Origin of the sequence: Kitasatospora sp. NPDC052896, assembly GCF_044547075.1 — a bacterium.
Taxonomy (GTDB): domain Bacteria; phylum Actinomycetota; class Actinomycetes; order Streptomycetales; family Streptomycetaceae; genus Kitasatospora.
The window spans coordinates 1-26,282 of record NZ_JBITZU010000033.1 but is presented as its reverse complement, the minus strand read 5'-3'; the positions used below and the strand labels follow the sequence as shown (position 1 = coordinate 26,282).

The 26,282-nt window shown below is 68.8% G+C and carries 20 protein-coding genes and 2 riboswitches; of the genes, 14 read left to right on the top strand and 6 right to left on the bottom strand.

All coding sequences use genetic code 11. From position 1 onward, the window contains the following. Positions 1 to 31: 31 nt before the first annotated feature. Positions 32 to 169, bottom strand: a riboswitch (cobalamin riboswitch). 235 nt (positions 170 to 404) lie between these two features. The 4 genes from ACIGXM_RS34435 to ACIGXM_RS34420 form a co-directional block, all read right to left on the bottom strand. Beyond that, the gene (locus tag ACIGXM_RS34435) at positions 405 to 845 is read right to left on the bottom strand and encodes a (2Fe-2S) ferredoxin domain-containing protein (RefSeq protein ID WP_396568000.1); all 441 of its coding nucleotides are present in this window, start codon (positions 843 to 845) and stop codon (positions 405 to 407) included. Next, positions 842 to 1,858: an ABC transporter substrate-binding protein gene (locus tag ACIGXM_RS34430; RefSeq protein ID WP_396567998.1), complete on the bottom strand. Its 1,017-nt coding sequence runs from the start codon at positions 1,856 to 1,858 to the stop codon at positions 842 to 844. Before ACIGXM_RS34430 ends, ACIGXM_RS34435 begins: the two co-directional genes overlap by 4 nt. 98 nt (positions 1,859 to 1,956) lie before the next feature. Further along, the gene (locus ACIGXM_RS34425; protein WP_396567996.1) at positions 1,957 to 2,787 is read right to left on the bottom strand and encodes an ABC transporter ATP-binding protein; all 831 of its coding nucleotides are present in this window, start codon (positions 2,785 to 2,787) and stop codon (positions 1,957 to 1,959) included. Then, positions 2,784 to 3,932, bottom strand: coding sequence for a FecCD family ABC transporter permease (locus tag ACIGXM_RS34420; RefSeq protein WP_396567994.1), 1,149 nt, complete (start codon positions 3,930 to 3,932; stop codon positions 2,784 to 2,786). Before ACIGXM_RS34420 ends, ACIGXM_RS34425 begins: the two co-directional genes overlap by 4 nt. A gap of 84 nt (positions 3,933 to 4,016) precedes the next feature. After that, positions 4,017 to 4,151: riboswitch (cobalamin riboswitch) on the bottom strand. A gap of 486 nt (positions 4,152 to 4,637) precedes the next feature. Between ACIGXM_RS34420 and ACIGXM_RS34415 the strand changes: the two genes are divergently transcribed. Both ACIGXM_RS34415 and ACIGXM_RS34410 read left to right on the top strand, forming a co-directional pair. Further along, on the top strand, positions 4,638 to 5,429 hold the full coding sequence (locus ACIGXM_RS34415; protein ID WP_396567992.1) for a G1 family glutamic endopeptidase: 792 nt from the start codon (positions 4,638 to 4,640) through the stop codon (positions 5,427 to 5,429). Between the two features lie 1,149 nt (positions 5,430 to 6,578). Beyond that, on the top strand, positions 6,579 to 10,508 hold the full coding sequence (locus ACIGXM_RS34410) for a Pls/PosA family non-ribosomal peptide synthetase (protein WP_396567990.1): 3,930 nt from the start codon (positions 6,579 to 6,581) through the stop codon (positions 10,506 to 10,508). Positions 10,509 to 10,644: 136 nt separating this feature from the next. Here ACIGXM_RS34410 and ACIGXM_RS34405 read toward each other — a convergent pair whose 3' ends face one another. Beyond that, complete coding sequence (locus ACIGXM_RS34405; protein ID WP_396567988.1) at positions 10,645 to 11,619, bottom strand: Lrp/AsnC family transcriptional regulator; 975 nt, start codon at positions 11,617 to 11,619, stop codon at positions 10,645 to 10,647. A gap of 132 nt (positions 11,620 to 11,751) precedes the next feature. On the opposite strand from ACIGXM_RS34405, the gene ACIGXM_RS34400 reads away from it, so the two are divergent. The 3 genes from ACIGXM_RS34400 to ACIGXM_RS34390 all read left to right on the top strand — a co-directional run bounded on the left by ACIGXM_RS34400 (position 11,752) and on the right by ACIGXM_RS34390 (position 14,631). Beyond that, on the top strand, positions 11,752 to 12,786 hold the full coding sequence (locus tag ACIGXM_RS34400) for an MDR family NADP-dependent oxidoreductase (protein ID WP_396567986.1): 1,035 nt from the start codon (positions 11,752 to 11,754) through the stop codon (positions 12,784 to 12,786). Between the two features lie 213 nt (positions 12,787 to 12,999). Next, on the top strand, positions 13,000 to 14,034 hold the full coding sequence (locus tag ACIGXM_RS34395) for an NAD-dependent epimerase/dehydratase family protein (protein ID WP_396567984.1): 1,035 nt from the start codon (positions 13,000 to 13,002) through the stop codon (positions 14,032 to 14,034). A 222-nt stretch (positions 14,035 to 14,256) separates the two neighbouring features. Next, complete coding sequence (locus ACIGXM_RS34390; RefSeq protein WP_396567982.1) at positions 14,257 to 14,631, top strand: hypothetical protein; 375 nt, start codon at positions 14,257 to 14,259, stop codon at positions 14,629 to 14,631. A 261-nt stretch (positions 14,632 to 14,892) separates the two neighbouring features. Here the strand turns inward: ACIGXM_RS34390 and ACIGXM_RS34385 are convergent, their stop codons facing one another. After that, entirely contained in the window at positions 14,893 to 15,501 is a 609-nt protein-coding gene (locus tag ACIGXM_RS34385; RefSeq protein WP_396567980.1) for a TetR/AcrR family transcriptional regulator, read from the bottom strand. Positions 15,502 to 15,672: 171 nt separating this feature from the next. Between ACIGXM_RS34385 and ACIGXM_RS34380 the strand changes: the two genes are divergently transcribed. The 9 genes from ACIGXM_RS34380 to ACIGXM_RS34340 form a co-directional block, all read left to right on the top strand. Further along, entirely contained in the window at positions 15,673 to 17,079 is a 1,407-nt protein-coding gene (locus tag ACIGXM_RS34380; RefSeq protein ID WP_396567978.1) for an MDR family MFS transporter, read from the top strand. A 1,732-nt stretch (positions 17,080 to 18,811) separates the two neighbouring features. Further along, positions 18,812 to 18,967: a hypothetical protein gene (locus ACIGXM_RS34375; RefSeq protein ID WP_396567976.1), complete on the top strand. Its 156-nt coding sequence runs from the start codon at positions 18,812 to 18,814 to the stop codon at positions 18,965 to 18,967. 112 nt (positions 18,968 to 19,079) lie between these two features. Then, positions 19,080 to 20,294, top strand: a complete 1,215-nt coding sequence (locus ACIGXM_RS34370) for a YcaO-like family protein (RefSeq protein WP_396567974.1) — start codon at positions 19,080 to 19,082, stop codon at positions 20,292 to 20,294. Further along, positions 20,291 to 20,962 (top strand): TfuA-like protein, encoded by a 672-nt coding sequence (locus tag ACIGXM_RS34365; RefSeq protein ID WP_396567972.1) that lies wholly within the window; start codon positions 20,291 to 20,293, stop codon positions 20,960 to 20,962. Before ACIGXM_RS34370 ends, ACIGXM_RS34365 begins: the two co-directional genes overlap by 4 nt. Beyond that, a complete protein-coding gene (locus ACIGXM_RS34360) occupies positions 20,947 to 21,771 on the top strand; it encodes a hypothetical protein (protein ID WP_396567970.1) in 825 nt (274 codons plus the stop codon). Before ACIGXM_RS34365 ends, ACIGXM_RS34360 begins: the two co-directional genes overlap by 16 nt. 2 nt (positions 21,772 to 21,773) lie before the next feature. Then, complete coding sequence (locus tag ACIGXM_RS34355) at positions 21,774 to 23,021, top strand: MFS transporter (protein ID WP_396567968.1); 1,248 nt, start codon at positions 21,774 to 21,776, stop codon at positions 23,019 to 23,021. 75 nt (positions 23,022 to 23,096) lie between these two features. Beyond that, complete coding sequence (locus ACIGXM_RS34350) at positions 23,097 to 24,299, top strand: YcaO-like family protein (protein WP_396567966.1); 1,203 nt, start codon at positions 23,097 to 23,099, stop codon at positions 24,297 to 24,299. Positions 24,300 to 24,381: 82 nt separating this feature from the next. Continuing rightward, on the top strand, positions 24,382 to 25,131 hold the full coding sequence (locus ACIGXM_RS34345; RefSeq protein ID WP_396567964.1) for a hypothetical protein: 750 nt from the start codon (positions 24,382 to 24,384) through the stop codon (positions 25,129 to 25,131). Between the two features lie 260 nt (positions 25,132 to 25,391). Then, a partial coding sequence (locus ACIGXM_RS34340; protein WP_396567962.1) for an IS256 family transposase occupies positions 25,392 to 26,282 on the top strand: 891 nt, incomplete at its 3' end.

The following is a 26,282-nucleotide window of genomic DNA, read 5'->3' as shown; positions in this document are numbered from 1 at the left end:
GGGGCCGGGCGGTCCGTCCTTCCGTCGAGGCGGGAATCCGTGGCGCGACGGCAGGCGACCGGGCTCGTCCCCGTGAGGGGCATCACCGTTGCGGGACAGTGCCGGGTTCACACCGGACTTCGCTGCTGGCGCGCTGTCACAGCAGGCGGCTGCAACCTGGCCAGCCTAGTGAGGCGGTTCGTTCATCTTCAAGCTCGCGCAGGTCAAGAGCCGGACAAACTCTACGAGCGGGGCCGGCACCGGATGGGACCCCGCCGGTGCCGGAGGAGACACCGATCGTCACGGGCACCGCGGTGGCGAGGTGTCAGCACTGCTTCCGGGCGGGTGACTTCGGCGGCCTGATGGGGGCCAGGCACGAGGGCCGGCGCGCACACTCCGGCCCTCCGCCGACGCACTGTCCGACGTCACTCGCCGCCCCCACGCGACGAGCCGCGAGCCGCGATGTCGGGACCGCGGGCCGGGATCCGTAGCGCCTGGAGCCCTGGGGGGAGCGCTTGTGGCGTGGCCGGGTCCGCCTCGGCGGCGGGCTGTCGGAGCCACTCGCACAGGGCGGCGGTGTCGTCCGCGGAGGTCAGCCCGCCGAGCCACAGGGGCCGGCTCCGCCGGCCGTCGGGTTGCCGCGCGTGGCTGCGGACCACGACGACGTTGGCCTGCTCGCACGGTCCCAGGCAGTCCGTGGTGCGCAGTCTGACGTGGGCGAGGCTGTCGGCTGTCGCGGAGAGTGCGGCCAACTGGGCTTCGTGGTCGACGTCGGGGCGCTTGGCGGCGTTTCCACAGCAGCACCCCCGGCACAGCACGATGTCCACGGTCGGCGGGGTGCGGGGGTCCGGGGCGCCGGTGCTCATGCGCCGTCGGTGGGCAGGCCGAAGGCGTCCGGGTGGAGCCAGCGGGCGATGGCGGTGACGGCCTCCGCGTTGCGGGGCCCGGGGGTGACCTGGTCGTAGCTCAGGGTCAGGAAGCAGTGGTTCCTGACCGCGGTCAGGTTCCGGGTGATCGGGCTGCTCTCCAGGAACTGCTGCTTCTGCTCGGCGGTGGGGGTGCCGTAGTCGTTGATGACGATGCACTGCGGGTCGGCGGCCGCGACCTGTTCCCAGGAGACCGAGGTCCAGCTCTGCTCGAGGCCGGCGAAGACGTTGGTGCCGCCGCCCAGTCGGATCAGGGCGTCGGGCATGGCGAGCCCGCCCGCGGTGAACGGTGCGGACTGGCCGCTGTCGTAGTCGAAGACCCGGACCGGGGCCAGTCCGGTCGTCTTGGCCTGCGCCGCGGTCACCTCGGCCTTCATGGAGTCGACCAGCTGCCGGGCTCTGGTCTGCGTGCCGAAGATCTGGCCGAGGTTGGTGAGGTCGCGGTAGGTGTCGTCGATGCTCACGGAGCCGGTTCCGCTCTGGACGTGGGCGCAGGACTCGGTGAGGGCGAGGGTCTTGATGCCGAATTTGGCCAGGCCGTCGGGGGTGAGGTCGGTCCCGGTGTGCAGGCCGTAGTTCCAGCCGGCGAACAGGAAGTCCGGGTGGAGGCCGACCAGCGGTTCGAGGGTGAAGTAGGACGGGGAGATGCTGGGGACCGTGCGGAAGGCCGTCTGGTACTGCTGCGGAACGGGCTTGCCGTCCGGGCCGTCGCCGTTGACGCCGAAGTCGCCGACCATGTGCGACTCCAGGCCCAGGGCGAGCATGTCCTCGGTGGTGTTGATGTCGTTGGACACGGCACGGGTGGGTGCCTTGGTGAAGGTGATCCGGGTGCCGCAGTTGGTCACCGTGACGGGGTAGCCACCGTCACCCGGGGCGGCGGGAGTTGTGGACCGGGCGGCGTCCCCCGTGGTGGCGGGGCCGCCGCAGCCGGTGAGGACACCGCTGAGCACCACGGCCGACGCGGCGAGAGCGGCCGCTCGCGGGAGGCGCGTTCGGACGGGGGAGCGACGGGGGCGGGGAGCACGGGGCTGGGCCATGGTGTGCCTTTCGGTCAGGGGGCTTGCCCGGGCTTGGAGTTGAGCGGGGGCTCGATGGCCGGGGGGATGGGGTGCGGCCGGCGGGAGCGGCGCGGGATGAGGTGTGGGGTCCCGGTCTCGGGGTGATCGACGATCAGGACGTCCGCGCCGTAGGCGAGCCGCACCAGGTCCGTGGTGATCACCTGCGCGGGCGGGCCGCCGGCGATGATCCGTCCCCGGGCCAGGAGGTGGACACTGTCGCAGAACAGCGCGGCCAGGCTCAGGTCGTGCAGCGCGGCCAGGACCGTGACGCCGAGTCCGGCGACCAGCTCCAGGACCTCCACCTGGTAGCGGATGTCGAGATGGTTGGTCGGCTCGTCCAGGATCAGGTGGTCCGCGTTCTGGGCGATGGCACGGGCGATCAGGACCCGCTGCTTCTCGCCGCCGGACAGGGTGTTGAAGCTGCGGCCGGCCAGGTGCGCGCAGCCGACCCGCTCGATGGCGTGTTCCACCGCTGTCAGGTCGGCCCGGTCGTCGCGGTCGAAGGCGCGCTTGTGGGGAGTGCGGCCGATCATCACCATCTCCAGGACGGTGAAGTCGAATTCGACGCTGGACTCCTGGGCGATCACGGCGACGCGCCGGGCGGCCTGCCTGGGCGGCAGCGCCAGCAGGTCCGTGCCGTCGAGCAGTGCCCTTCCCGCCGCGGGTCGGTTGACCCGGTAGAGCGTCTTGAGCAGGGTCGACTTCCCGCTGCCGTTGGGGCCGAGCAGGCCGACCAGGTGCCCGTCGGGAACGGTGAGGTCCACGTCGGTGACGACGCGCCGGCCCGCGACGTCCACACACAGTCCGACCAGTTCCAGGCTCACTGGTCGGCTCCGTACAGGTAGGGGCGGCGCCGGATCAGCACGATCAGCACCGGTGCGCCGATGAAGGCGGTGATGACGCCGATGGGCATCTCCTGGGGAGCGACGACGGTGCGGGCCAGCAGGTCGCCCAGGACCGTGAACGAGGCTCCGAACAGCACTCCCACGGGGAGCGAGCGCCGATGGTCGGATCCCACCAGGAGCCGGACGATGTGCGGGACCACCAGCCCCACGAACCCGATCACCCCGCTGACCGCCACCGACACCCCCGCCATCAACGAGGTGACCAGGAACAGGTTCCGCCGCAGCCGCCGTACGTCGACGCCGAGTGAGGAAGCCGCCTCGGCGCCCATGGCGAGGGCGTTGAGGGAGCGGGACCGGGCCAGTAGGAAGATCATCGCGGTGGCCAGGGCAAGGGTCGGGACGGAGAGCTGTGACCAGGTGGCCAGGCCGAAGGAGCCCATCAGCCAGAACAGTACGGACTGGGTGGCCTGCGGGTTCCCGCGGAAGATCAGGAAGCTGGTCACCGACTCGAACAGGGCCGAGAGCACCACGCCGCAGAGGATCAGCTGGGTGGGGGCCAACTGCCGCCCCTGCCGCGCCAGGAGCAGCACCGCCAGCATGGCCGCCAATGAGCCGAGCACGCTTCCGAACGAGATCGCCCACGCGCCGAGCGAGGCGAACGCACCGAACAGCAGCACCGTGGTCGCCCCGACGCTGGCCCCCGAGGAGACACCGAGCAGGAAGGGGTCGGCCAGGGCGTTGCGCACCTGGACCTGCACCACCGTGCCCGCGGTCGTCAGCGCCGCGCCGACCACCGCGGCCAGCAGTACCCGGGGCAGCCGGATCTGCCAGACGATGGTGTCGGCGACGGAGGCGGCCGGCCGCCCCGACAGATGGTCAACGACCACCTGCCACACCGCTTCCGGGCTCAACGACACCGATCCGACGCCCACCGCCAGGGTCACCACCGTGACCAGCAGGACCGTGCACGCGGCCAGCACACGAGGGAGCGGGAGACGGCGACCCCGGCCGGTCGAGGCAGCCGGCAGCGCGGGTGGGTGGCCCGTCGCGGCGTCAGGCGCGTCATCCGCCGGCGCGACGCCCAGCGGAACCCGGGCCGGCGGTATGTGATCGTCCGGGTGCACCGAACATCCTCCTTCTACGTGTGCGGGAGGATGCGGGGGGACGGCAGGACTGCGGGACTCCCCGAACCGCCCTTCCTCCGAGGGCCGTTCCGTCGACGTAGCGGCAGGCGACCGGGCTTGCCCCCGAGGGGGACCACCGTTGCGGGACAGCGCCGGAATCACACCGGCTTCGCTGCGACTACACCGTCACGACCCGAGGCCGTGACGGTGTCAGTGTAGGTACAGCGAACCGTCACCATCAATCCTGCACAGCCGGCCAGGCGTCGATTCCTGCGTGACCGTCGTCACCGTCGCACCGGTCCCGGCGCGGTGCTGTCGTGAGGGCGACGAGGGCCCGTGGTCCTGAGCCGGGCTTCACACCTGCCGAGCGGGCTCGTCCGCGCCGAGCGTGCTCAGGGGGTCCGCCCCCCCGGGGGCGGAATGTGGTCGTCCGTCATTTCATCTGTCGAGGTGTGGCTCGGTGCGGTTCGCCGTGATGCGGCCGACGCCGGGCTAACCCTCCGTTCGGTGTGGGATGCGTCACTCGGCTTTCGTTGCCGTGTACGTGTCGAACCTCTTGTCGAAGCGCGTCGGTGACCCTACCTTCCCGATCAGGTAGCTACCGATCGGCCATGACTTCGCGCATCAACTCCGGTCAGCCAGACCGGAATTGTCGCTCGATCATGCCCCCACACCCCCACAACGATAGGCCCAGAGGAGACGCTGATGTCCCCGTCCCGCCGCTCCATATCCGCCGTCGCGATCGCGGCCGCGCTCGGCTTCGCCCCCATGGCCGCGCTCTCCGCCACGCCGGCGGCGGCCGCCGCGCCGCTCGTGCAGGCCCCGATGCACCACCTCTCCGGCCAGGCCGGTGGCTCCACGCCGTTCTTCGTCAGCCACGGCGGCCCGTCGCACACCACGACCACCAGCGACAACTGGTCCGGCTACGCGGCCACCGGCTCGACCTACACCAACGTGTCGACGACCTTCGTGCAGCCCGCCGTCGACTGCTCCCAGGGTGACGGCTACTCCAGCTTCTGGGTGGGCCTGGACGGCTACAGCTCGCAGTCGGTCGAGCAGACCGGCACCGAGGCCGACTGCTCCGGCGGCCAGGCCGAGTACTCCGCCTGGTACGAGATGTACCCGGCGGACCCGGTCACCTACGACAACGTCGTCCAGCCCGGTGACGTGATCACCGAGACGGTCAGCTACGCGTCCAACTCGTACAAGCTGACCCTCAGTGACCGCACTGAGGGCTGGACCAAGACCACCACCAAGAAGGAGAGCGGCCTGGCGCGGTCCTCCGCCGAGGTGATCGCCGAGGCGCCCTGGGACGGCAGCGTCCTGCCGCTCGACGACTTCGGTACCGTCAACTTCAGCAACTCGACGGTCAACGGCTCCTCGCTGGCCTCCAGCAACCCGGTCGGCATCAACATGGTCTCCGACTCGGGCACGCCCGAGGCGACCATCTCCGGGGTGTCCGGTGGATCGTTCTCCGTCACCTGGAACAGCCTGTAACACCCGGCGGTGACACCCGGCCGTCACGGCCGCGCACGCGCGGCCGGGGTCACCAGCCGTACTCCGGCGAGCGGGGGGGGGGGCCCCCCCCCCCCCCCCGGCGGCGGGGCCCCCCCCCCCCCCCGCCCCCCCCCCCCCCCCCCCCCCCCCCCCCCCCCCCGCCCCCCCCCCCCCCCCCTCGCTCCGGTCCCCGCCTGTCCCGCCGCCCTTCGACGGCCCACGGCTCGTGCTGGCCGTGGAGAGCGAGCCGAAACCGGACGGCTCGACCGGCCCGTCACCCGATGGGGTGACCGTCGCGAGGACGGTCCTCGACGGACCCGTGCGGGCCGGCCTCCTCCGTGCGGCCGGGCACACCGGCATCGCCGCCGCCCCTCGCGGAATCTCCCATCGGCTCTTCACGTCGTCACCCGGTCTGCTCCGGCCGTCCTGACCGACATCAGTGCTTCACAGGGGCTTTGAACCGGCCTGGGCCAGCTCCTGTCGCGTACTCCTCGAAGCCGTCGCACATTCATTCAGGTGAAACTGGCCGGACTCACAAGCTTTCCACAAGAAAGGCTCCTATCGTCGCGGCGGCCACAGGTCGATTCGCAGAAACGCCGAGGGAGTCCGAAGTGCAGCGGAGGCGGTATTTTCGTGGGGGAGCTGTGTCGGTTCTTGCTCGAATGCGGCCGCTCACCTCGTACGGTCCGGGCCGTGCGGCGCGGCGCGGCGGGGCGGGCATGGCGACTCCCGCAAGGCCCGGGAGCGGCGTTCCCAGAAGCGCCGGCTCTCGTCTGAGCAACCGTCAGGGCTCCTTGTTGCGAGGTCGGTTCAGCCGGACCATGGTGCGGCCGGGCCGGATGACGGCTGCCCGCGCCGCCGGCGCGCTCCGCGGCCCCACCGCGCACGCCCTCCCCGTCCGGCGGTAATTCTCGGCGAAGTCGGACGGCGCGCCGGGCTGTTGCTCTCCCCGCACACCGACCCCTGCTCCCGGGCGGGCGTGAGTCCTGGTCAGCGGTCGGACGGCAAATTTCTGGTGAGCGGCGGAGTCGCATTCCCAGGCTCGACTCATCTGTTCTTGCTAGCTTCCGAATGATGCCCGTCAGCCTCGGTGGTACGCAGGTACCGCCTGAGCGTCGCAGGTACCGGACAATCAAATGGAACTTGTACATGGCAATTCAGCACGACCCCACGAACACACCGCCGGTCTGGCATGATCCGCCCGGCTGGTCGGCCGGCGCGATCTGGCCGGTGGAAGAGGCCGCCCCGGCCCGAACCCTGCTCGACATCCTGGACGCCACCACCCGGCACTGCCCGCAGGCTCCCGCGCTGGAGGCCGGCGGGACGGTCCTGGACTACCGGAGCCTGCGCGCCGCGGCCGGCGGGGTGGCCGCGAGGCTGGCCGGCCACGGGATCGGTCCGGGCGACCGGGTGGGAGTCCGGGTGCCCTCCGGAACGGCGGACCTCTATGTCGCGATCCTCGGCATCCTGTGTGCCGGTGCCGCGTACGTGCCGGTCGACGTCGACGACCCGGACGAGCGCGCCTCGATGATCTGGGAGGACGCCGGGGTCTGCGCCGTCATCGGCGAGGGGTGCTCCATCGTCGGCGGACCCGGCTCGGCCGGCGGCCGGCCCGGGCCCCCCACCGGCGCGGACGACGCCTGGATCATCTTCACCTCCGGGACCACCGGACGCCCCAAGGGCGTCGCGGTCAGCCACCGCTCGGCGGCGGCCTTCGTCGACGCCGAGGCCCGGCTGTTCCTGCCGGACGCCCCGCTCAGGCCCGGAGACCGGGTGCTGGCCGGGCTTTCGGTGGCCTTCGACGCCTCCTGCGAGGAGATGTGGCTGGCCTGGCGGCACGGCGCCTGCCTGGTGCCCGCGCCCCGCTCGCTGGTCAAGGCCGGCACCGACCTGGGGCCCTGGCTGGTGGAGCGCGGCATCACCGTCGTCTCCACCGTCCCCACGCTGGTCGCGCTGTGGCCGGTCGAGGCCCTGGAACGGGTCCGGCTGCTGATCGTCGGCGGCGAGGCCTGCCCCGCCGAACTCGTCGAGCGCCTGGACGTCCCCGGGCGCGAGTTCTGGAACACCTACGGCCCCACCGAGACCACGGTGGTCGCCTGCGCCTCGCTCATGCGCGCCGGGCAGCCCGTACGCATCGGCACGCCGCTGGACGGTTGGGAGCTGGCCGTCGTCACCGACGAGGGCAAACCGGTCGCCTGGGGCGAGACCGGCGAACTGCTGATCGGCGGCGTGGGCGTGGCCCGCTACCTCGACCCGGTCAAGGACGCCGAGAAGTTCCAGCCGCACCCCGCCCTGCCCGGCCGCCGGGTGTACCGCAGCGGCGACCTGGTCCGGGCGGATCCCGAGGGCCTGGTCTTCGTCGGCCGTGCCGACGAGCAGATCAAGCTCGGCGGACGGCGGATCGAACTCGGCGAGGTGGATGCCGCCCTCCAGGCCCTGCCCGGCGTCCGTGGAGCGGCCGCGGCGGTGAAGGACACCGTGGCGGGCGGCCAGGTGCTCGTGGGCTACCTGGTGCTGGACCGTGCGGACAGTCCGTTCGACCAGGCCGCCGCACGGACCCTGCTGCTGGAGCGCCTGCCCCCGGCCCTGGTGCCGGTCCTCGCGGTCGTCCCCGACCTGCCCACCCGCACCTCGGGCAAGGTCGACCGCAAGGCGCTGCCCTGGCCGCTGCCCGGCCTCGACGCGCCCGCGGGCGGAGCGGCGAACCTGGGTGGCACCGCCGGCTGGCTCGCCGGCCAGTGGCAGGACCTGCTGGGCGTCCCGGTCGGCCCGGACAGTGACTTCTTCGCCCTCGGCGGCAGCAGCCTCACCGCCGCCCGCCTCGTCTCGGCGCTGCGCGAACGTCACCCCGAGGTCTCCGTCGCCGACCTCTACCACCATCCGCGGCTGCTGGACCTCGCCGCGCACCTGGACCTCGGCACGGACCACACCGAGGAGCACCGCGACGTCCGCCCGACCCCGCGACGCGTCGGCGTCTACCAGGCCCTCGTCCTCGCCGTCCTCTACCTCGTCACCGGCCTGCGCTGGGTGCTCGGCCTCGCGGCCGTGGACGACCTGCTCGGGCCACTGCCCTGGACACCGCACACCTCCTGGTGGCTGATCGCCGGAGGGTGGCTGGTGCTCTCCAGCGCCCTCAGCCGTGCCGTCATCGGTGCGCTGGGCGCGCGCCTGCTCACGGCCGGGTTGCGCCCGGGCTCCTACCCACGCGGCGGCTTCGCGCACCTGCGGCTGTGGACCGCGGAGCAGCTCGTCGCGTCCTTCAACATCGCCTCGGTGATCGGCACCCCGTTGGCGCGCCGCTACGCCCGCCTGCTGGGCTGCCGGGTCGGCGAGGACGTGGAGCTGCACACCATGCCGCCGGTCACCGGCATGGCCGTGTTCGGCGACGGCTGCTCGCTGGAGCCCGAGGTGGACGCCGCCGGTTGGTGGCTGGACGGCGACGTGCTGCACCTGGGCAGCATCCGGATCGGCCGCGGGGCCCGGGTCGGCACCCGCAGCATGCTGATGCCCGGGACGGAGATCGGCGTCGGCGCCGAGATAGCCCCCGGAAGTTGTGTGATGGGCCGCGTCCCCGCCCACGAGCGCTGGCACGGCACTCCCGCCCGACCGGACGACGCGCCCCAGTCCGACGTCTGGCCCGCCCCGAGCCACCGGCGCTCCCGCCGGTGGGACCTGGCCTTCGCGCTCTCCCTGCCACTGCTGCAGGGGATCCCGCTCCTGGCCGCGGTCCCCGGGTTGCTCGCGCTGCTCGCGCTGCTGGACCACGACCACTCCTACACCGCCGCCATCGAGCAGGTCCTGGCCCTCTCGGCGCCGCTGGCACTGGTCACCCTGGCCGGCTACGCGCTGCTGCTCGCCGGTCTCGTGCGACTGCTCTCCCGGGCCGTCAGGCCGGGACTGCATCCGGCGCACGGCCGGGTGGCCTGGTGCGTCTGGGTGGTCCACCGGCTGATGGGCACCGCTCGGGCCGCCCTGTTCCCGCTCTACGCCAGCCTGTTCACCCCGGTGTGGTTGCGCCTGCTCGGCGCGAAGATCGGGCGGCGGGTGGAGGCGTCCACCGTGCTGGCCCTCCCCGGGCTGATCCGGGTCGACGACCACGCCTTCCTCGCCGACGACACGCTCCTGGCGCCCTTCGAGGTGCGCGGCGGCTGGCTGCGGCTGGGTACCTCAGCCGTCGGGAAGCGGTCCTTCGTCGGCAACTCGGGCATCGTCGGCCCCGGCCGGAGCCTGGCCGACGACTCGCTGGTGGGTGTGCTCTCCGATGCCCCGCCGCAGGAGGCCCCCGGGTCGTCCTGGCTGGGCCGTCCGGGCGTCCCCGTCCAGCGCGTCGCGGAGAGCGGCGATCTGGCCCGCACCTACGACCCACCACGCCGGCTGGTCCGGGCGCGCGCGGCCGTGGAGCTCTGCCGAGTCCTGCCGGTCCTCCTGTCGGTGCTGATCGGCGACCTGGCCGTGGCCGGACTCCAGGCGGTGCTCGACCAGGACGGGCTCGGCACCTGCGCGCTGACGGCCGGCGCCCTGCTGCTCGCCTGCGGACTGGTGGCCTGCCTGCTGACGACGGCGGCCAAGTGGCTGCTCCTGCGGCGCTTCCGGCAGGGGCAACAGCCGCTGTGGAGTTCCTTCGTGTGGCGCAACGAGCTCTTCGACACCTTCGTCGAGGAACTGGCCATGCCCTGGCTGGGACAGTCGCTGGTCGGAACGCCCTTCCTCAACCTCTGGCTGCGCAGCCTGGGCGCCAGGATCGGCCGGGGCGTGTGGTGCGAGACCCACTGGCTGCCGGAGACCGACCTGGTCCGGCTGGGCGAGGGCGCCTCGGTCAATCGTGGAGTGGTGGTGCAGACCCACCTGTTCCACGACCGGCTCATGCGGATGGACGCCATCGAGCTGGGCCGCGGCGCGACCGTGGGACCGCACTCCATCGTGCTGCTGGGCACCACCCTGGGCGAGGGCGCGGTCGTCGGCCCCTCCTCGCTGGTGATGCGCGGGGAGTCGATCCCGAGCGGGACCCGCTGGCTGGGCAACCCCGTGACGCGCTGGCAGCACGGGACCGACGCACCGGCGATGTCGCGCTCGCGCTGAGGGCGCGACTCCCGGGACGATGCCCGGCCCGGCCGGAGATGCCAACCGGCCGGGCCGGCGGCGGGCCGACGCCCCCGCCGGCGCGATCCTGACTCCGTCCCACCTGACGTCGCTCGGGTCGCACACCAGGGCAAGGTCAGGTGAGGCGGGGCTTGTTGATCGAGCCGGCGCGTTTGACGGTCCGGATGATCGGTGCGCTCTCGATGGCGCGGATGCCGGGAAGGGGACCCACCCGGTTCGTGATGTAGTCGTAGAGGGCGTAGACGTCCGGGCAGAGGACCGAGGCGAGCAGGTTGGTGGGGCCGGTGGTGGCGGTGGCGAAGGGGATCTCGGGGTGCTGGGCGAGCGCCTCTCCGACGGCGGCCAGTCGAGAGGGTTCGACGGAGATCCATAGCAGCGCTGGGCTGGCGTAGCCGAGGAGCCGGTCGTCGACGTCGATGTCGAAGTACAGTGTCCCGCTCGCGCGCAGGGCCGCGATCCTGCGCCGGACGGTCGCCTCGTGCCAGCCGGTGGCCGCTGCCAGCGCCGCATGGGTGGCGCGGCCGTCGCGTGCCAGCTCGCCCAGCAGCGCGCGGTCGCCCTCGTCCAGCGCGATCGGCTCCGGGCACCCGCCGGGGGCGACGGGCGGCAGCGCGAGTCGGGCGGCCTGCTGTTCGGCGAGGGCCGAGGCGGCTCCTCGCCAACCGGTCGGGCCGCCCCGGAACGTGTGCATGATGCAGTGCGCGCTGATCGCGGTCACCGGGCGAGTGGCCGGGAGCTTCTTCAGGAAGAGCGCGTCGCGGTTCCGCTCGCTGTCGGCTTGGACGGTGCAGACGACCTCGGCCCCGCCCGAGGCCAGGCGGACCCAGTACGTGTCGTCGCGCTTGGCGAGGGCCTCGGCGACGGCGCCGGAGGAGCCCGGCGCGCACTGCAGGCGGACCACCCATTCCACGTGTCCGAGGCGGCGGGCGTCGAGACGGCCGAGCACGCCCAGCGCGCCGGCCTGGTGCAGCCGGCGGTAGCGGCGGGCGATCGTCTGGTCGGAGACGCCGAGCACCTCGGCGATCCGGCTGAACGGCGCTCGGCCGTCCACGTGCAGGGCATGGACGAGCTGGCGGTCGAGTGAATCCACGCATCCACACCCTACTCGTGTCGAAAAGCGGCGCGGATCTGGCTCTGCCTGGAACACCCGGGCGGCGTGCTCGATCGTGGGCGCGGGGCCTTCCGCGCCCCGTGATGTTCCGCCCGACGTGAGGAGCAAGCCATGTCCGACCTTCCGCCGACCTGCCGCGAAGTCCGGCTCGCCGCCCGCCCCGACGGCCTGCCCGGGCCCGAGCACTTCGAGGTCGTCGAGACCCCGGTGCCGGCCCCGGGCGTCGACCAGGTGCTGGTCCGCAACCGCTACTTCCGTGTCTCGGCCTCGCTGCGCATGATGATCAGCCAGGGCGCCGAGGCCGTGGCGGGTGTGCCGTTTCCCGCGCTGCGCCCGGGCGACACGCTGGCCGGGGAGGCGGTCGGCGAGGTCGTCTCGGCACCGGTCGGCAGCGGGCTGCGACCCGGCGACCTGGTCTCCCACTTCCTGGGATGGCGCGAGTACGCGGTGGTGGCCGCGGCGGCCTGCACGCGTCCGGAGGCGACGTTGCCGGACCCGGTCGCGCACCTGGGACACGGCTGGACGGCCTACGCGGCGCTGACCCGAGGGGTGCGCATCCGGCCCGGCGACACCGTGTTCGTCTCGGCGGGTGGCAGCGCCATCGGCTCGATGGCCGGGCAGATCGCCCGCCTGCTGGGCGCCGGCCGGGTGATCGGCAGCACCGGTTCGCGGACCAAGGCCGAACGGCTGGTCCGGGAACTCGGCTACGACGCGGCCGTGGTGCGCGGCACCGACGAACCGATGGCCGCGCAGCTGACCGAGGCCGCACCCGGGGGCATCGACGTCCTCCTGGACAACGTCGGCGGTGACCAACTGCGCGCGGCGGTGACGGCCGCCCGTGAGGGGGCGCGGTTCGTCCTGGTCGGAGCCCTGTCGGGGCAGCTGGCGGAACGCGGTACCGGCCGGACGGCTCCGGTGGAGCTGGACTCCTTCCAGCTCCTGAGGAAGAAGATCACCCTGCGCGGCTACAGCGCCGATGACAACCCCGAGGCGCGCGCGGAGTGGGACCAGCGGTTCGGCGACTGGCTGCGCACCGGCGACATCACCTTCCCCCATGTGCGCGTCCCCGGCATCGACCACGCACCGAACGCGTTGCGCGAGGTCATCGAAGGACACCACCTGGGAACCGTCGTCGTCGAGCTGTAGGGGACGCCGGTGGCCGACCGCGTGGACCGGGACGGACGCGACGATCCGTCCGCCGGTGAGGTCGATCGAGGTGACGGCCGAGGGGAACCTCGGGCCGCTCTTCCAGCCGCCCGACGGCTCGCCGGCCGCTCGCGCACAGCGGATCCGCCGTCAGCGGATCTGCCGCGGGCGAACGCTCGGTCCGCGGGCCGGTTCGCGGGGCACGATCGGCGCATGCGAATCCTCATCCTCGGCGGGTCGGTCTTCCTCGGCCGCGCCTTCGTCACCGAGGCCCTGGTGCGGGGCCACGAGGTGACCGTCTTCAACCGCGGCCGTTCCGGCCCCGACCTGCCAGGCGCCGACACGGTGCACGGTGACCGTGAGAGCGCGGCGGACCTGGCCGCGCTGGTCGAGCGGGCGCCCGGTCCTGGTCGCGGCTGGGACGTGGTGATCGACACCAGCGGGCAGCAGCCGCACACCGTCGCCGCCTCGGCCCGCGCGTTGCGTGAGCACGCCGGCCGGTACGTCTTCGTCTCCTCGATCCACGCCTTCGTTGACTGGCCCGACCGGCCGGTCGACGAGAACTCGTCGCTGCACCCGTGCTCCGCCGACTCGCCGCCCGACCTGCCGTTCAGCACCGCGCTCAAGGCGGGCTGCGAGCGGGCGGTGCTCGCGGAGTTCGGGACCGAGCGTTCGACCATCCTCAACTGCGGTCTGCTGATCGGCCCGCACGAGAACATCGGGCGGTTGCCCTGGTGGCTGGAGCGGATGGCGCGCGGCGGCCGGACGCTGGCTCCCGGCCGCCCGGACCTGCCGATCCAGCTGATCGACGCCCGGGACTTCGCGGTCTTCGGGCTGGATCTGGGGGAACGGGGCGTGGGCGGCCGGTTCGTCACCACCTCACTGTCGGGGTCGAGCAGCTACGGTGAGCTGCTGTCGGCATGCGTGGCGGCGACCGGGTCGGATGCCGAGCTGGTCTGGCTGGACGACCAGCGGGTGCTCGCCGCCAAGGTCGAGCCTTGGAGTGAACTTCCGCTCTGGTACCCGGAGTTCAAGGATGGGCAGCCGGCCGGCATCTGGCGGGCGGATGCCGGCGCGGCAGCGCGGGCCGGCCTGCGCTGCCGTCCGATCGCCGAGACGGTGCGCGACACCTGGGCCTGGCTGCGGGAACGCGGCCCGCTCGATCGGCCCTACAGGCAGGGCCTGCAGGGCGACGTGATCGGTATCGCCCCGGAGAAGGAGCGCCGGATCCTGGCCGGTGAGCTGTAACGACGGTGAGCTGTAACGACGGTGAGTGGGGACCCGGGAGCTCGGCCGCCGACGGAGCGAAGTCCGTCCGCCGGCAGGGCGAAGCCTGTCTACGGCGCCAATGCTTCGTATTCCATCGAAAGTGGGGTTTAGCTCAACTCGTCCACTGCCGGCTGCCGATGCTCGGGGCGAAGCGAGAGCTCGATCACGAGGCTCGCCACACTCTCCGAGGAGACGACGCAGATGACGCGCAACAAGCTCGTGCTGGGCGCCTGTGCGATGGCGATGACGCTGGCCGCCGGCGTGGGGTGGACGATGCAGGCCGCCGCCGAGGACACCGGCGACGCGCAGCAGAGCCGGCCGGCCGCCACCCGGGCCGTCGACGGCTACCAGATCGTCACGCTGCCCAACGCCAACGTGGGCAACTTCCAGCGCCGCACCGTCTACTGCCCGGGTGGCAAGAAGGCCATCGGTGGCGGCGCCGAGGCCCGCGGCAACGACTCGGTGCTGAACGGCAACTTCCCGACCGACGATGGCAACGGCTGGGTCGGCATCGGCCACCAGCCCGGTCACGACAGCGTGGGCATCAGCGTCTACGTGATCTGCGCCTACACCTGACCAGGTCGAGCAGCTGACGGGGCGGCAGCGCCTGGAGCTGCCGCCCCGTGCTGTTCACGATCCGGTCGATCTCGCGAGGAGCTGTGCGCCTACTGGTTGGCGGCCTGCCAGGTGCCCGTGTTCCAGATGGCGCCGCGGGTGTCGCTGTGGACCACCATGTTGATCGGTTGCCGCTGCCGCCGGGCGCTGACCGGCGGCACCACGTCCTCGTCGACGCTCAGGGCATCCCGCTCGCGGTGTCGCCGACCGGCCGAGAGCGGGTCACGGCCTCGGTGCCTCGGGCGGGCATCCGTGACGGGGGAGGACGAGAGGGAGGAAGATCGTGTCGACGATCTCCTCCAGGACGGGGTCGGGGACCGGTGCCAGGGTCATGAGGAACTCGTGGCGCAGCAGGTCGAGGGGGATGGCCCGGACACGGTCGGTGAGGCGTTCCGGATCGATCTCGCCCCGTGCCAGGGCCCGCTCGTACAGGGCGTCGACTGCGCTCTTCCGTCGCCCGGCGGTGAGGAGTTCGCGCAGGTCGGCGGGGCTGGTGCCGGTCTCCTGGTAGTAGCCGGCCAGGTGGACGCTCATGACGGTGACGAGCTGGACGCGGGTGGCGTTGATCTCGCGCATGAGGCCCAGGAGGTCGCCGCGCAGGCTCCCGGTGTCCGGGGCGTCGAGGTGTTCGCGGTTCAGCACGTGGGCGAGGGCGGCCCGGACGAGCTCCTGCCGATCGGGCCAGCGCCGGTAGAGCACCGGCCGGCTGGTGCCCGCGCGTTGGACCACGGCGTCCAGCGTGAAGTTCGCGTAACCGTGCTCCGTCAGCTCCGCCCAGGCCGCGTCCAGCAGGGCCTCCTCCAGCACCGCGCCCCGGCGCCGCTCCGCCATCGCCCGCTCCTCACTTTAGATACAGTTGCGCATCCTAATGCCCGGAGTCTACTCTCAGCCCGTTAAGAAACGCTCTCGCATCTTAGGTGGCTGTTCGTGAGTACCTCTCCCACGGCCGGCGCTCCGCCCGCACCGGCGGATCCCGACCGCGTCGATCCTGCCGTGTGGCGCATGGCCTTCACCATCATCGTGGGCGCCATGGCGGTCGTGTTCGACACCACGATCGTCAGCGTCGCCCTCAACGACCTGGCCCGGGACCTCCACACCACGATCTCGACGATCCAGTGGGTGAGCACCGGCTACCTGCTGGCGATGTTCGTGACGATCCCGATCGCCGGCTGGGCGCAGTCCGTCATCGGCGGCAAGCGGCTGTGGATCGCCGCCCTGGGCATGTTCCTCCTCGGCTCGGTGCTCTGCGCGGTCTCCTGGGACGCGACCAGCCTGATCGTCTTCCGGGCGGTCCAGGGCATCGGTGGCGGCGTGATGATGCCGCTGATGGTGACCCTCATCATGCAGGCCGCCAAGGGCCGCAACCTCGGCAAGGTCATGGCGACGATCACCCTGCCCACCGCGCTCGGCCCGATCCTCGGCCCGGTGCTGGGCGGGATCATCCTCAACTTCGGCGACTGGCGCTGGCTCTTCCTGGTCAACGTTCCCTTCTGCGCCGTCGGCGGCTGGCTCGCCCACCGCAACCTGCCCGACGACCGGCCCGTATCCGGCGACCGCGCCCGCCTCGACGTGGTCGGCATGCTGCTCCTCTCACCCGGCGTCGCCGCCGTCATCTACGGCCTCTCCCAGGTCGAGGGCCGGGCCGGCTTCGCCGACGCCAGGGTCCTCGTCCCCCTGCTCGCCGGCCTCGTGCTGACCGGCGCGTTCGTCGCCTGGGCACTGCCCCGCGCCGGGGCGGCCGTGGTCAACCTGCGCCTGTTCCGCCACCGCCCGCTGGCGTCCGCCTCGGTCCTGGGCTTCCTCAGCGGCGCGGTGCTGTACGGCGCGATGCTGCTGCTGCCGCTCTACTTCCAGCAGGTCCGCGGCGAGGACGCGCTCGGCGCCGGCCTCCTGATGATCCCCCAGGGCGTCGGCACCCTCGCGTCCCGGACGCTGGCCGGCAGGTACACCGACCGCTACGGTCCCCGCTGGGTGGCGTTCACCGGATTCGCCATCGTGACCGCGGCCACGCTGCCGCTCGCGTTCGTCACCGCCGACACCGACAAGGTCGTCCTGCTGGCCGCGCTGCTGTTCCGTGGCGCCGGCATGGGCGCCGCCATGATCCCGCTCACCGGTGCCGCCTACGTGGGCCTGGGCCGCGAGGAGATCCCCCACGCCAGCATCATCACCCGCGTCACCCAGCAGGTCGGCGGCTCCATGGGCACCGCCGTCCTGGCCGTGATCCTCCAGCGCACCGCCGCCGGAGCACACACGCCCGGCGCGCTCGCCGGGGCCTTCGGCGACGCCTTCTGGTGGGCCTTCGCGTTCACCGCCGCCGCCGTGCCCGTCTCCCTCCTCCTCCCCACCCGCCGGCCGCAGCCCGCTCCGCGTGAGGCGGCGACCGAGGCCAGAACCACCGTCCGGGCGTAGCGCCCGCCATCCCGACGGGCCGCCAGGAGGGAAGGGAGTCCTGGCGGCCCGACCGGAACCGCCTCGGCGGCTCGACCACCGCACCCGCTAGGATCCGCGCCGTCAGATGGCAGATCGAGCGAGGGAGCCCATCGGTGCAGGGCGGCGACGACGAGCAGTACCCCGTGAACGCGACAACCAGACGGAAGGTCGCCTTCGGCGCGGCGGCCGGCGTGGTCAGCCTTGCGCTGGCCGGTGCCGGCGGGTTGGCCCTGTTCGGCACGCACACCACGGCCGCTGCCGTGCCAGGGCCGCGATCGGCCAGCCCGAGTGCTTCTCCCAGTCCCAGCCCGAGTTCCCTGCCCAGTTCGAGCCCCTCGTCCAGCCCCACAGCCAGCCCTGCCGCCAGCCCCTCGCTCGTGCCCTCCGCGTCCCCGAGCCCCGTGCCGGAGACGACGACATCCCACGCGCGTGCCTCCTCGGCGGAGACGACGTCCCACCCGTCCACCCCCTCGCCGAGCCGGTACACCGCGCCGGCGGCACCGAAGCCCTCCACGCCACAGCAGGCCGCCCAGATCCCGGCGCCCCGGCCCACGTTCAGTGCCAGCCGGCCGCAGCCGACCAGCTGTCCCCCCGGACAGGTCCTCCTCCACGAGCTCAACGGCGACTCGGATTGCGCGACCGTGCTCGACATCCCGCCGGCGCCACGGACGAGCCCCCCACTCGGCTGACGGTCACCGCGTCACCGACGCGGCATTGAACCGATTCCGTTCGACCGCCGGGCTGGCGGCGGGCCAGCCCGTGGAGCCGCTGGCCTCGGCCGGTGGGGCGAGCCGGAGCGTTCAACGGTCCCGCCAGAGAGGAACCCGCGGCCTGCCACTCCTGCGGGCGGATGCGGCCGCACCCGCCGCCACGGACGACGAGGTCACCACCCGGAACCGAAGTCCCGTCACGGCAGGCGCCGTCGCCGGCTAGTACTGCAATCACGGTTACTGGTGGGGTGGTTGTGAGTTTTGCCGGTGACTGTGGTTGTGTGTTGCCGTGTCTGTGGATCTCGGGGTGGGGCAGATCGAGGCCTGGCAGGAGATGCTGTCCGGGCTGCACGTGCGGTTCGCTGCGCGTTTTTCCAGGTCGGAGCCGCGTGCGCGTGTCCTGACATGGCAGGGTTGATCGTGCCGCTGGAGCGGACGAACGGGTGGATGCTCGCGGAGCGCGTGGGCGAGGGGCATGCCGATCGGGATGCAGCGCCTGCTGGGCGAGGCGGACCGGGACGGGCCGCGTCTTGATCGACCGGGAGCTGTGCCTGCCGGCGTCCTGGACGGATGATCGCGGGCCTGCCGGGCGGCCGGCGTGCCCGATGAGGTGCCGTTCGCGACGAGAACGAGCGCTTCCGGTGGATGCTGCGGCGTGTGATCGACGCCGGGGTGCCGTTCGCGTGGGTAACCGCGGACGAGGCCTACGGGCAGGTCAAGCACCTGCGGGTCTGGCTGGAGCAGCGCGGCATCGGGTACTACGTCCGCTACGGACCCGTCACCACAAACGCAGAGGTCACACCCCATAACTGTGGTTGCAGTACTAGTCAAACCGATATAGACAAGCACCACACGCCACCCAAAGCAGGCCAATCGCCCTATTTGGATACTTATTGCCCAATGGCGAATAAATTGATTGCTGTTTCTCGGGGTGATTCTGGGGGTAGCGTGATGAAGCCGATAGCAACTCGGCTGTCGGCTAACGGAGGGAGTGACTTCACATGGGAGAGCAGGGGGCTCAGTTCACGCTCGACCCCGACGCAGTCGCCAAGTTCGCGCACCTGCTTGAGGACGAGGGCATCATGCGTGCCGGCTACCACGCCCTGTCTGAGGCGGACAACGAGAACCACCCCACCGAGACCGGTCCGCTGGTTTGATTGGTGAGCTGAACTCGTAGTCCGCATCTGCCGCGTGGCCAAAGGCCACGCGGCAGATACTTGCAAACTCGCCATAGTAGCGCGAAGAAAGACGCCATTGTCGATGTTTCGAATGACTTCGAGTCTGAGGACAGTCTCTCTCGACGAGACTCTCGAAAAAGCCAGGGAAATGGCTGCGATTTTGGGCATAGTCCGAGTCACTGACACTACTTGGCTCGACTGTATCGGCATTCCTGTTTACTCCAGCATACGCCCCGACGCCAACCGGCGATCCCTGTGCGTAAATGCCGGGAAGGGAGTGCGCCCCAAGGAGGCGCAAGTTGGGGCGTTCATGGAGGCTATCGAATTCGCCTTGGCTGAGTTCCGCAACAGATCGATCGACCTCGTCATGGCGACTCCGGCCGAGGTTGTTGAACAGAAGGCTGCGCGGTTCCGATTCCTGGACCTTTGCCCGATCATGGGGCGAGAAGTGGAACCGAACGGTCCGCTGGCATGTGTGGAGTCCGAAGATATGGCCACTGGCCAAATGGTGTTGGTGCCTGCGGAGCTGGCCTTTTCTCCATTTCCCGAGAATCCTGCTCAGCGAATTTTCGGCACAAGCACCAACGGTCTCAGTTCGGGCAACTCGATCGCTGAAGCGACGCTGCACGGTCTGTGCGAACTTATCGAGCGAGATGTTCGGTCATTTAACTATTTCAAAGACCAGTCGCGGCTCGTTATTCTCGATGAGGTTCCCGAGGAAATTCAAGAGCTTGTTGGCAAAGTCCAGACCGCGCGCCTGCAGGTCGCCCTCCGCTGGACTCCCAATGCGTTTGACATCCCGTATCTGGAGGGATTCATACTGGAATCCCACGACGATGCCCCCATCGCCGTCTCACTCGGAGCTGGACTGCATCCTATCCGCGATATCGCCGCTGTCCGAGGTATTGCGGAGGCTGCACAATCAAGGCTTTCCTATATCCACGGCGGACGCGACGACCTCATTGAGCGATTCGAATACTTTGAGAAGCGGGGAAGTCACGTCGAAGCGGAAGTAACGCAACGCATTCGGGCTCAGGTGGGAAACCCAGAAAATGCGGTTCGCTACTCCCGGATCGCTGACGCGCAGTATACCTGCGACAGCATCGACAGTGCACTCGAAGGAACGATTCAGGCCCTCGCCAGTGTCGGTCTGCACCAAGTGCTTCGAGTTGTTCTTTCGCCTCCTCGGTCGCCGCTGAAAGTGGTGAAAGTGATCGTGCCGGGACTTGAAAACTTCCAGCCGTCACTGAAGAGGATTGGAACACGACTCAACAGCTTCGTAGCCCAGCTCGAGGAAGTACAGTGATCAACTCTGCTCTGAAGCCAATCGTTTTCCTGGGGCCGACCGGATACGGCCTGGATCAGGAACAGGTATTCGGTGATCAGGTCTCACTGCGACCACCGGTTCCCCGTGGCGGGGTCGCCCAGGTCGTTTCCACGTCTCCTGCTCCTGGAATCATGGTCATCGTCGACGGGACTTTTCACAGTTACCCGTCAGTCGGGCATGTGGAAATCCGGGATGCCTTGGACGGCGGCTGGCAAGTCTGGGGACTCTCTTCCATGGGGGCCATTCGAGCGGCCGAAATGAGTCACCTCGGCATGCGAGGATTCGGAACAGTTTTCGAAAGGTATGCTACTGACCCAGACTTCGATGACGACGAGGTCACCCTGATTCATTCGGGCGAAGCACCGTTCCAGCCGTTTTCCGAACCTCTGGTGCACATGCGTGCTCTCCTCGACGATCTCGTCGCCCAAGGGCAACTGACCGTCCCCGAGCTGTCCGCCGTCACCGAGCGGCTAAAGAAGCGTTGGTACGCTGAGCGGACACTCCATAGCTTGCGGATGGCCCTTGTGGACCTGACGTCAGTCACGGACGAGGAAGCGCGTGCTGCACTGGCTCGGATCGACCAGTTCCGAGTTAAGACAAGCGATCTCCTGAGGTTTATGGAAGAGCGGCCATGGCTGAACGCATAGAAGATCGTGTAACCGCAGGTGCAGAGCAACCTGGCCTATTGGCGATCGTGGGCGGAATCCCGTTCATCGATACATCGGTTCAAACCCCCCTGCTGCTCACGCTCGCCGCCGAAGTGCGCCGGCGCGCAGAACCGGAAGCATTCCCGGCGCTGGCGGACTATCTGGATCCCGAGAATGCCGCTGAGATATTTCGCAGACAGAGTCGCGTCGAGGTCCCGATAGTAGCCTCCAGCGACCTCTCAGACGACGCCTTGAGTCGAATCAGGTGCGCCGTGGACGACATCGTCGACACGGTTCCAGCATGGCGGGCGCTGTTTGGAATCCCAGTGCGTTACCGTCTCGTTTCCGAGGGGCAGTTCAGGAGCAGCAGTAATCTGCTTATTCCTCAGACGATATTCCTCGGAGAAGCCGCCTTCGCCACAGGCGGTATCCTCCGTGAGACCCTGATCCATGAACAGGCTCATACGTGGCTGAATTTTCTTGCCGAACTGTCCGACCTGCAACATGGCAGCCCAGAGGGAAAACTGACCCTGCCATCCGGGACGACAGGTAAGACCCCGCGGGGAGTTCTTTACGCCGCACACTTTGCGGCTTCCGCAGTCGTCTACTACAGCGAGCAGAAATTTGCAGGTAAGCCGGTCAGTGAACGGCTCAATTATCTGGTCAGCTACCTGGCTGGCTGCCTCAATACGATTACTGACAGCCGAAATCTGACTGCCTTGGGTGAGGCCGTCCGCGATCGGCTGGGAGAATTTTCCAAAAAAGTACCTCACTCGCTCGAAACTAAAGATCCACAGGGGTTCGTCTAGCAATGAAGAAAGAGCCAGTGTCGCGAGACTTTACCCTCCTGTGGAGCGGCAAGGCGATCAGTGACGCCGGATCCGCCGTCACTCAGTTCGCTCTGCCATTGGTCGGCGTGATCTACCTGCATGCCTCACCGCTGCAAGCCGGCCTACTCACGTCATGCAGCTCGGTCGCCAGCGCACTGCTCGCCATCCCGGCAGGCGCCGCGCTGGACGCGATGAAGAAGCGCCCGGTGATGGTAGCCTCCGACCTCGCGAGGATGGTTCTTTTGGGCTCTCTCCCGCTGGCCCAGGCTCTCGGCCAGCTCACTCTCGTTCAGCTGTACGTGGTGGCTGTCCTCTGCGGCCTTTTTACCATGCTGTTTAACGTCTCCTCGCAAGCTCATCTGCCGGCGCTGATATCGTCTGATCAACTACTCCGAGCAAACAGCCAACTTGGTAGTACCTCGTGGATCGCGAATATCGGCGGGCCGATGTTCGGCGGGGTCCTGGTGGCTGCGCTGGGCGCTGCGCGTGCCATCCTGCTGGATGTCGGATCCTTTTTGGCCAGCGTCGTAACTGTTTGCCTACTGAAAACTCCGGAGCCAGAAACCGAACGCCGCAAGGCGCGTAACTTCCGCAACGAGATCAGTGCTGGGATCAGCTTCTTGCTGAAGCACCGACAGCTACGTCGGCTGACTCTATCCAACGCTTTCACGTCGTGGTCTCTGATGTTCCTAACTCCGCTGGAGGTAATATTCCTAATCCGGGAGCTCGGAGCTACCGCCGAGCAATGGGGGCTGATCAACGGCCTGGCCTGTGTAGGAGGACTTGTTGGGGTTTCATGCATAGGCTGGCTCAGCCGCTATATGGGAACCGGACAACGGCTCTGGTGGTTCGGTCTGTCCCGCGGTTGGGGAATGGCGATCGTGGTGTTCGCACAACGAGGGCTTGTCGGCCTTGCCGCAGCATGCATCGGCTGGTTTATCCTGCTGTTCTCGGCCTCCATATACAACACCACACAGCAAACACTGCGCCAGCAGATCTGTCCAGCCAATATGCGAGCTCGAGTTCACACTGCCGTACTGAGTTTGACTGGTGCGGGAAAGGTCCTGGCGCCACTGCTCGGTGGAATCGCGGCAGAGACCTTCGGCCTACGCGCCGCACTCGCCATCGGCACGTTCTTCCTCTGCGTGGCCCCACTTGTTCTTGATCGCTCAGAGCAGGAGTCTGGGACTCGCCTCACAGCGGAAGCACCAGCTGCGACCGCGAACTAGTTCTCCGCCCCGCGAACGCGTGACGGTCGCCGGGGCCACGAATCTTGACGAAGGACAGTAGATTCCGTGCACCGCATGACTTCGAGCCTCCGAACGCGCTCCCTGGACGAGACACTGAGCCTTGCGCGACCGCTAGCAGCCAGCCTTGGTATCACTCGGGTGACCGATACGACGTGGCTCGACGGTCTCGGGATTCCGGTGTTCGCCAGCATTCGCCCCGACGCACAGTCGCTGTGCGTCAACGCCGGCAAGGGAGCACGCCCCATGGAGGCCCGCGTGGGAGCCTACATGGAGGCCATTGAATTCGCTTTCGCGGAGTATCGCCACCGGCAGATCGACGTGGAGCTCTACTCTCCCAGACACGTATCTGATCAGCCTAGCGCCTCCTTCCGCTTCGTCGACCTCTGTCCCACCGTCGGCGTTCCGCTGGATCCGGACGGTCCCCTGGCATGCGTCGAAGCCGAGGATATAAAAACCGGTAAGGCGATCCTCGTGCCGGCAGAGCTTGTTTTCTCTCCTTATCGAGAAAATCCTGGCCAGCAGATCTTTGGGACCAGTACGAACGGGCTTTGCTCGGGGAACTCGGTTGACGAGGCGGTCCTTCACGGGCTGTGCGAAGTCATCGAGCGAGACATACGCTCATTCAATTACGTACGCGACGATTCCGTTTTGGTGGACATGGATGTTATGCCACCGGAGATCGATATGATCCGATCGCGAGTAGCGAATTTCGGCCTGACAGAATGCCTGCGGTACTCGCCCAACGAGTTCGGGCTGCCATTTTTCGCGGGATTTATCATGGAACCTAGCGAAGACTCCCCGGTGGCTATAGCCCATGGTGCCGGCGTCCATCTCGTCCGCGATATTGCCGCTGTTCGTGCCTTGGCCGAGGCGGCCCAGTCTCGGCTCTCCCATATACACGGAGGGCGTGACGACCTCACTGACCGACATGACTACTTCTCCCGCCTGCGTACTGGCTCGGAGGAACAGGCAGTGGCACGGCTGAAGAGCTTCATCCTCAGCCGGGAAAGGACTGTTCCTTTCTCCAGCTTGATGGCGGGATTCGAGACCCCCCGGGGTATCGATAGTGCTTTGGCGACACTCGTCGACATCTTGGCCTCTCGTGGTGTAAGCCAGATACTCAGAGTCATTCTGACGCCTCCGGGGTCCCCGCTGGTAGTGGTGCGTGTGATTGTCCCGAAGCTGGAACATTTCACGCCCACCTTGAAGCGCATTGGCCCTCGGCTGTCCTCGCACATGGCCTCGGCAGTTGGGTAGATCGGATGCTGGCGCGGCCTGTCTATCACGCCATGGAATCAGCTTCTTCGGGAGGCAGTAGAAAATTATGTCAAACCATGGAATGGCAGACCTGCTAGAATCTCTTGGCGGCCTTCCCTTCGTTTCCGATAAATTCCGTCCGCCAATGCTCCTGGCCTTGACGTGCGAAGTCCGCCGCCGGGCTGATCCGGAAGCATTCCCAAACTTGGCCGACTATCTTGTGCCAGAGAATGCCAACCGGATATTTGCAAGGCATGCAAGGCATGCCATCACCGAGCACGATTGGATCCCGCTCTCGGCCCGGGAGGCTGAGCTTGTAGGGTCCAGCATTGTTGCGATGACCGGCCGCATCGCTAACTGGCAGGACCTGTTCGGGATTCCCATCCGCCTGCGTGGAATAACTGTTCCGGGAATCAGGAGCCAGACAAGCACGCTGCTTCCGCAGACCATCTACTTGGGCCGCAGTGCGTTCGCCGTAGGATGGCGCCTTGAGGAGTCGCTGGTCCATGAGCACGCGCACGTCTGGCTGAACCTGCTCGGCGAGATCCAGGATCTTCAGTTGGAAGGCGCGCCACGCGACCTCGTCCTCCCGTCTGGAACTTCGGGGAAATCCCTTCGCGGCGTTATTCTGGCGGCCCACTTTGCAGCTTCGGCCATTCGAATGTACGACCTCATGAAATTTGACGATGGCGTCTCTGAGGCGCGCAGAGAAGACCTGGTTGACTACCTCGGCGGGTGCCTCGGTGTCGCGACCGGGAATCCTTTCCTGTCGCCTTTGGGTATTGCGGTGACAGAGTTCCTCAGTGCTTTCAGTGCATCGCTTGAACGGTAGCGTGGCCACCGGATCGCAACACGGTCATGTTGACATTGGTATGCCGGGCTGCAGAATGCCACCACTGGGAAGTGCTGAGCATACCGTTCCGGCGCGGCGTATATCCGTCAGGCCGCTTAGTACTGCAATCACAGTTATGGGGAGCAATACTCAAGACCTGTGGATCGGTTCCGGGAGGGACGCGAAGGGCGTACCTTCCCTGATCCTTTGATGGTCATCGAGTAGGCCGATGTTGCTGCGTCGGTTGGGAAGGGACGCCCGTGCTCACCGTAGTCAACGAGGACGGCTCCACGCGAGAGGGCTCCCTGATCGACGAGATCGTCCGCGAAGGCGCCCGCAGGATGCTCGCCGCCGCACTGGAGGCCGAAGTCAACCAGTACATAGCCGAGCTGGCCGCCGAGTGCGATGAGCGCGGGCGCCGCCCGGTCGTCCGTAACGGCCGCCACCAGTCCCGGATCGTCACCACGGCGGCCGGTCCGGTCGAGGTCACCGCGCCTCGGGTGAACGACCGTCGGGTGGACGAGGAGACCGGAGAGCGTAAGCGGTTCTCCTCGAAGATCCTGGCGCCGTGGTGCCGCAAGTCACCGAAGGTCTCCGAGGTCCTGCCGCTGCTCTACCTGCACGGACTCTCCTCGGGTGACTTCGTGCCCGCGCTGGAGCAGTTCCTCGGCTCGACGGCCGGTCTGTCGCCGGCGACGGTGACCCGGCTGACGAAACAATGGCAGGACGACCACGCCGCCTTCCAGCAGCGCGACCTCGCGGACCGGGACTTCGTCTACGTGTGGGCCGACGGCGTCCACCCCAAGGTCCGACTCGGCCAGGCGCACTCCTGCGTGCTGGTCCTGCTCGGGGTGCGGCTGGACGGCGCCAAGGAGCTGATCGCCATCGCGGAGGGGCTGCGCGAGTCCACCGAGTCGTGGGCCGACCTGCTGCGCGACTGCCGCCGCCGGGGCATGCGCGACCCGGAGCTGGTGGTCGGTGACGGCGCGATGGGCCTGTGGAGGGCCCTGGCCGAGGTCTTTCCCGCCGCCCGTCATCAGAGGTGCTGGGTTCGCAGAAGCCGTAAGGAATCAACCTGTTGCTTCGAGGGCAATGGATCGTTGATCTGGTATGGCGATCACGGAAGAGATGCTGTCCCAACTCGACTGCCG

Bases quoted from the DNA above. Each gene is read 5' to 3' on its own strand.
- ACIGXM_RS34350 (WP_396567966.1), top strand. From the start codon at position 23,097: ATGACTTCGAGCCTCCGAACGCGCTCCCTGGACGAGACACTGAGCCTT.
- ACIGXM_RS34370 (WP_396567974.1), top strand. From the start codon at position 19,080: ATGACTTCGAGTCTGAGGACAGTCTCTCTCGACGAGACTCTCGAAAAA.
- ACIGXM_RS34390 (WP_396567982.1), top strand. From the start codon at position 14,257: ATGACGCGCAACAAGCTCGTGCTGGGCGCCTGTGCGATGGCGATGACG.
- ACIGXM_RS34415 (WP_396567992.1), top strand. From the start codon at position 4,638: ATGTCCCCGTCCCGCCGCTCCATATCCGCCGTCGCGATCGCGGCCGCG.
- ACIGXM_RS34385 (WP_396567980.1), bottom strand. From the start codon at position 15,501: ATGGCGGAGCGGCGCCGGGGCGCGGTGCTGGAGGAGGCCCTGCTGGAC.
- ACIGXM_RS34345 (WP_396567964.1), top strand. From the start codon at position 24,382: ATGGCAGACCTGCTAGAATCTCTTGGCGGCCTTCCCTTCGTTTCCGAT.
- ACIGXM_RS34400 (WP_396567986.1), top strand. From the start codon at position 11,752: ATGTCCGACCTTCCGCCGACCTGCCGCGAAGTCCGGCTCGCCGCCCGC.
- ACIGXM_RS34375 (WP_396567976.1), top strand. From the start codon at position 18,812: ATGGGAGAGCAGGGGGCTCAGTTCACGCTCGACCCCGACGCAGTCGCC.
- ACIGXM_RS34395 (WP_396567984.1), top strand. From the start codon at position 13,000: ATGCGAATCCTCATCCTCGGCGGGTCGGTCTTCCTCGGCCGCGCCTTC.
- ACIGXM_RS34435 (WP_396568000.1), bottom strand. From the start codon at position 845: ATGAGCACCGGCGCCCCGGACCCCCGCACCCCGCCGACCGTGGACATC.
- ACIGXM_RS34355 (WP_396567968.1), top strand. From the start codon at position 21,774: ATGAAGAAAGAGCCAGTGTCGCGAGACTTTACCCTCCTGTGGAGCGGC.
- ACIGXM_RS34360 (WP_396567970.1), top strand. From the start codon at position 20,947: ATGGCTGAACGCATAGAAGATCGTGTAACCGCAGGTGCAGAGCAACCT.
- ACIGXM_RS34410 (WP_396567990.1), top strand. From the start codon at position 6,579: ATGGCAATTCAGCACGACCCCACGAACACACCGCCGGTCTGGCATGAT.
- ACIGXM_RS34380 (WP_396567978.1), top strand. From the start codon at position 15,673: ATGGCCTTCACCATCATCGTGGGCGCCATGGCGGTCGTGTTCGACACC.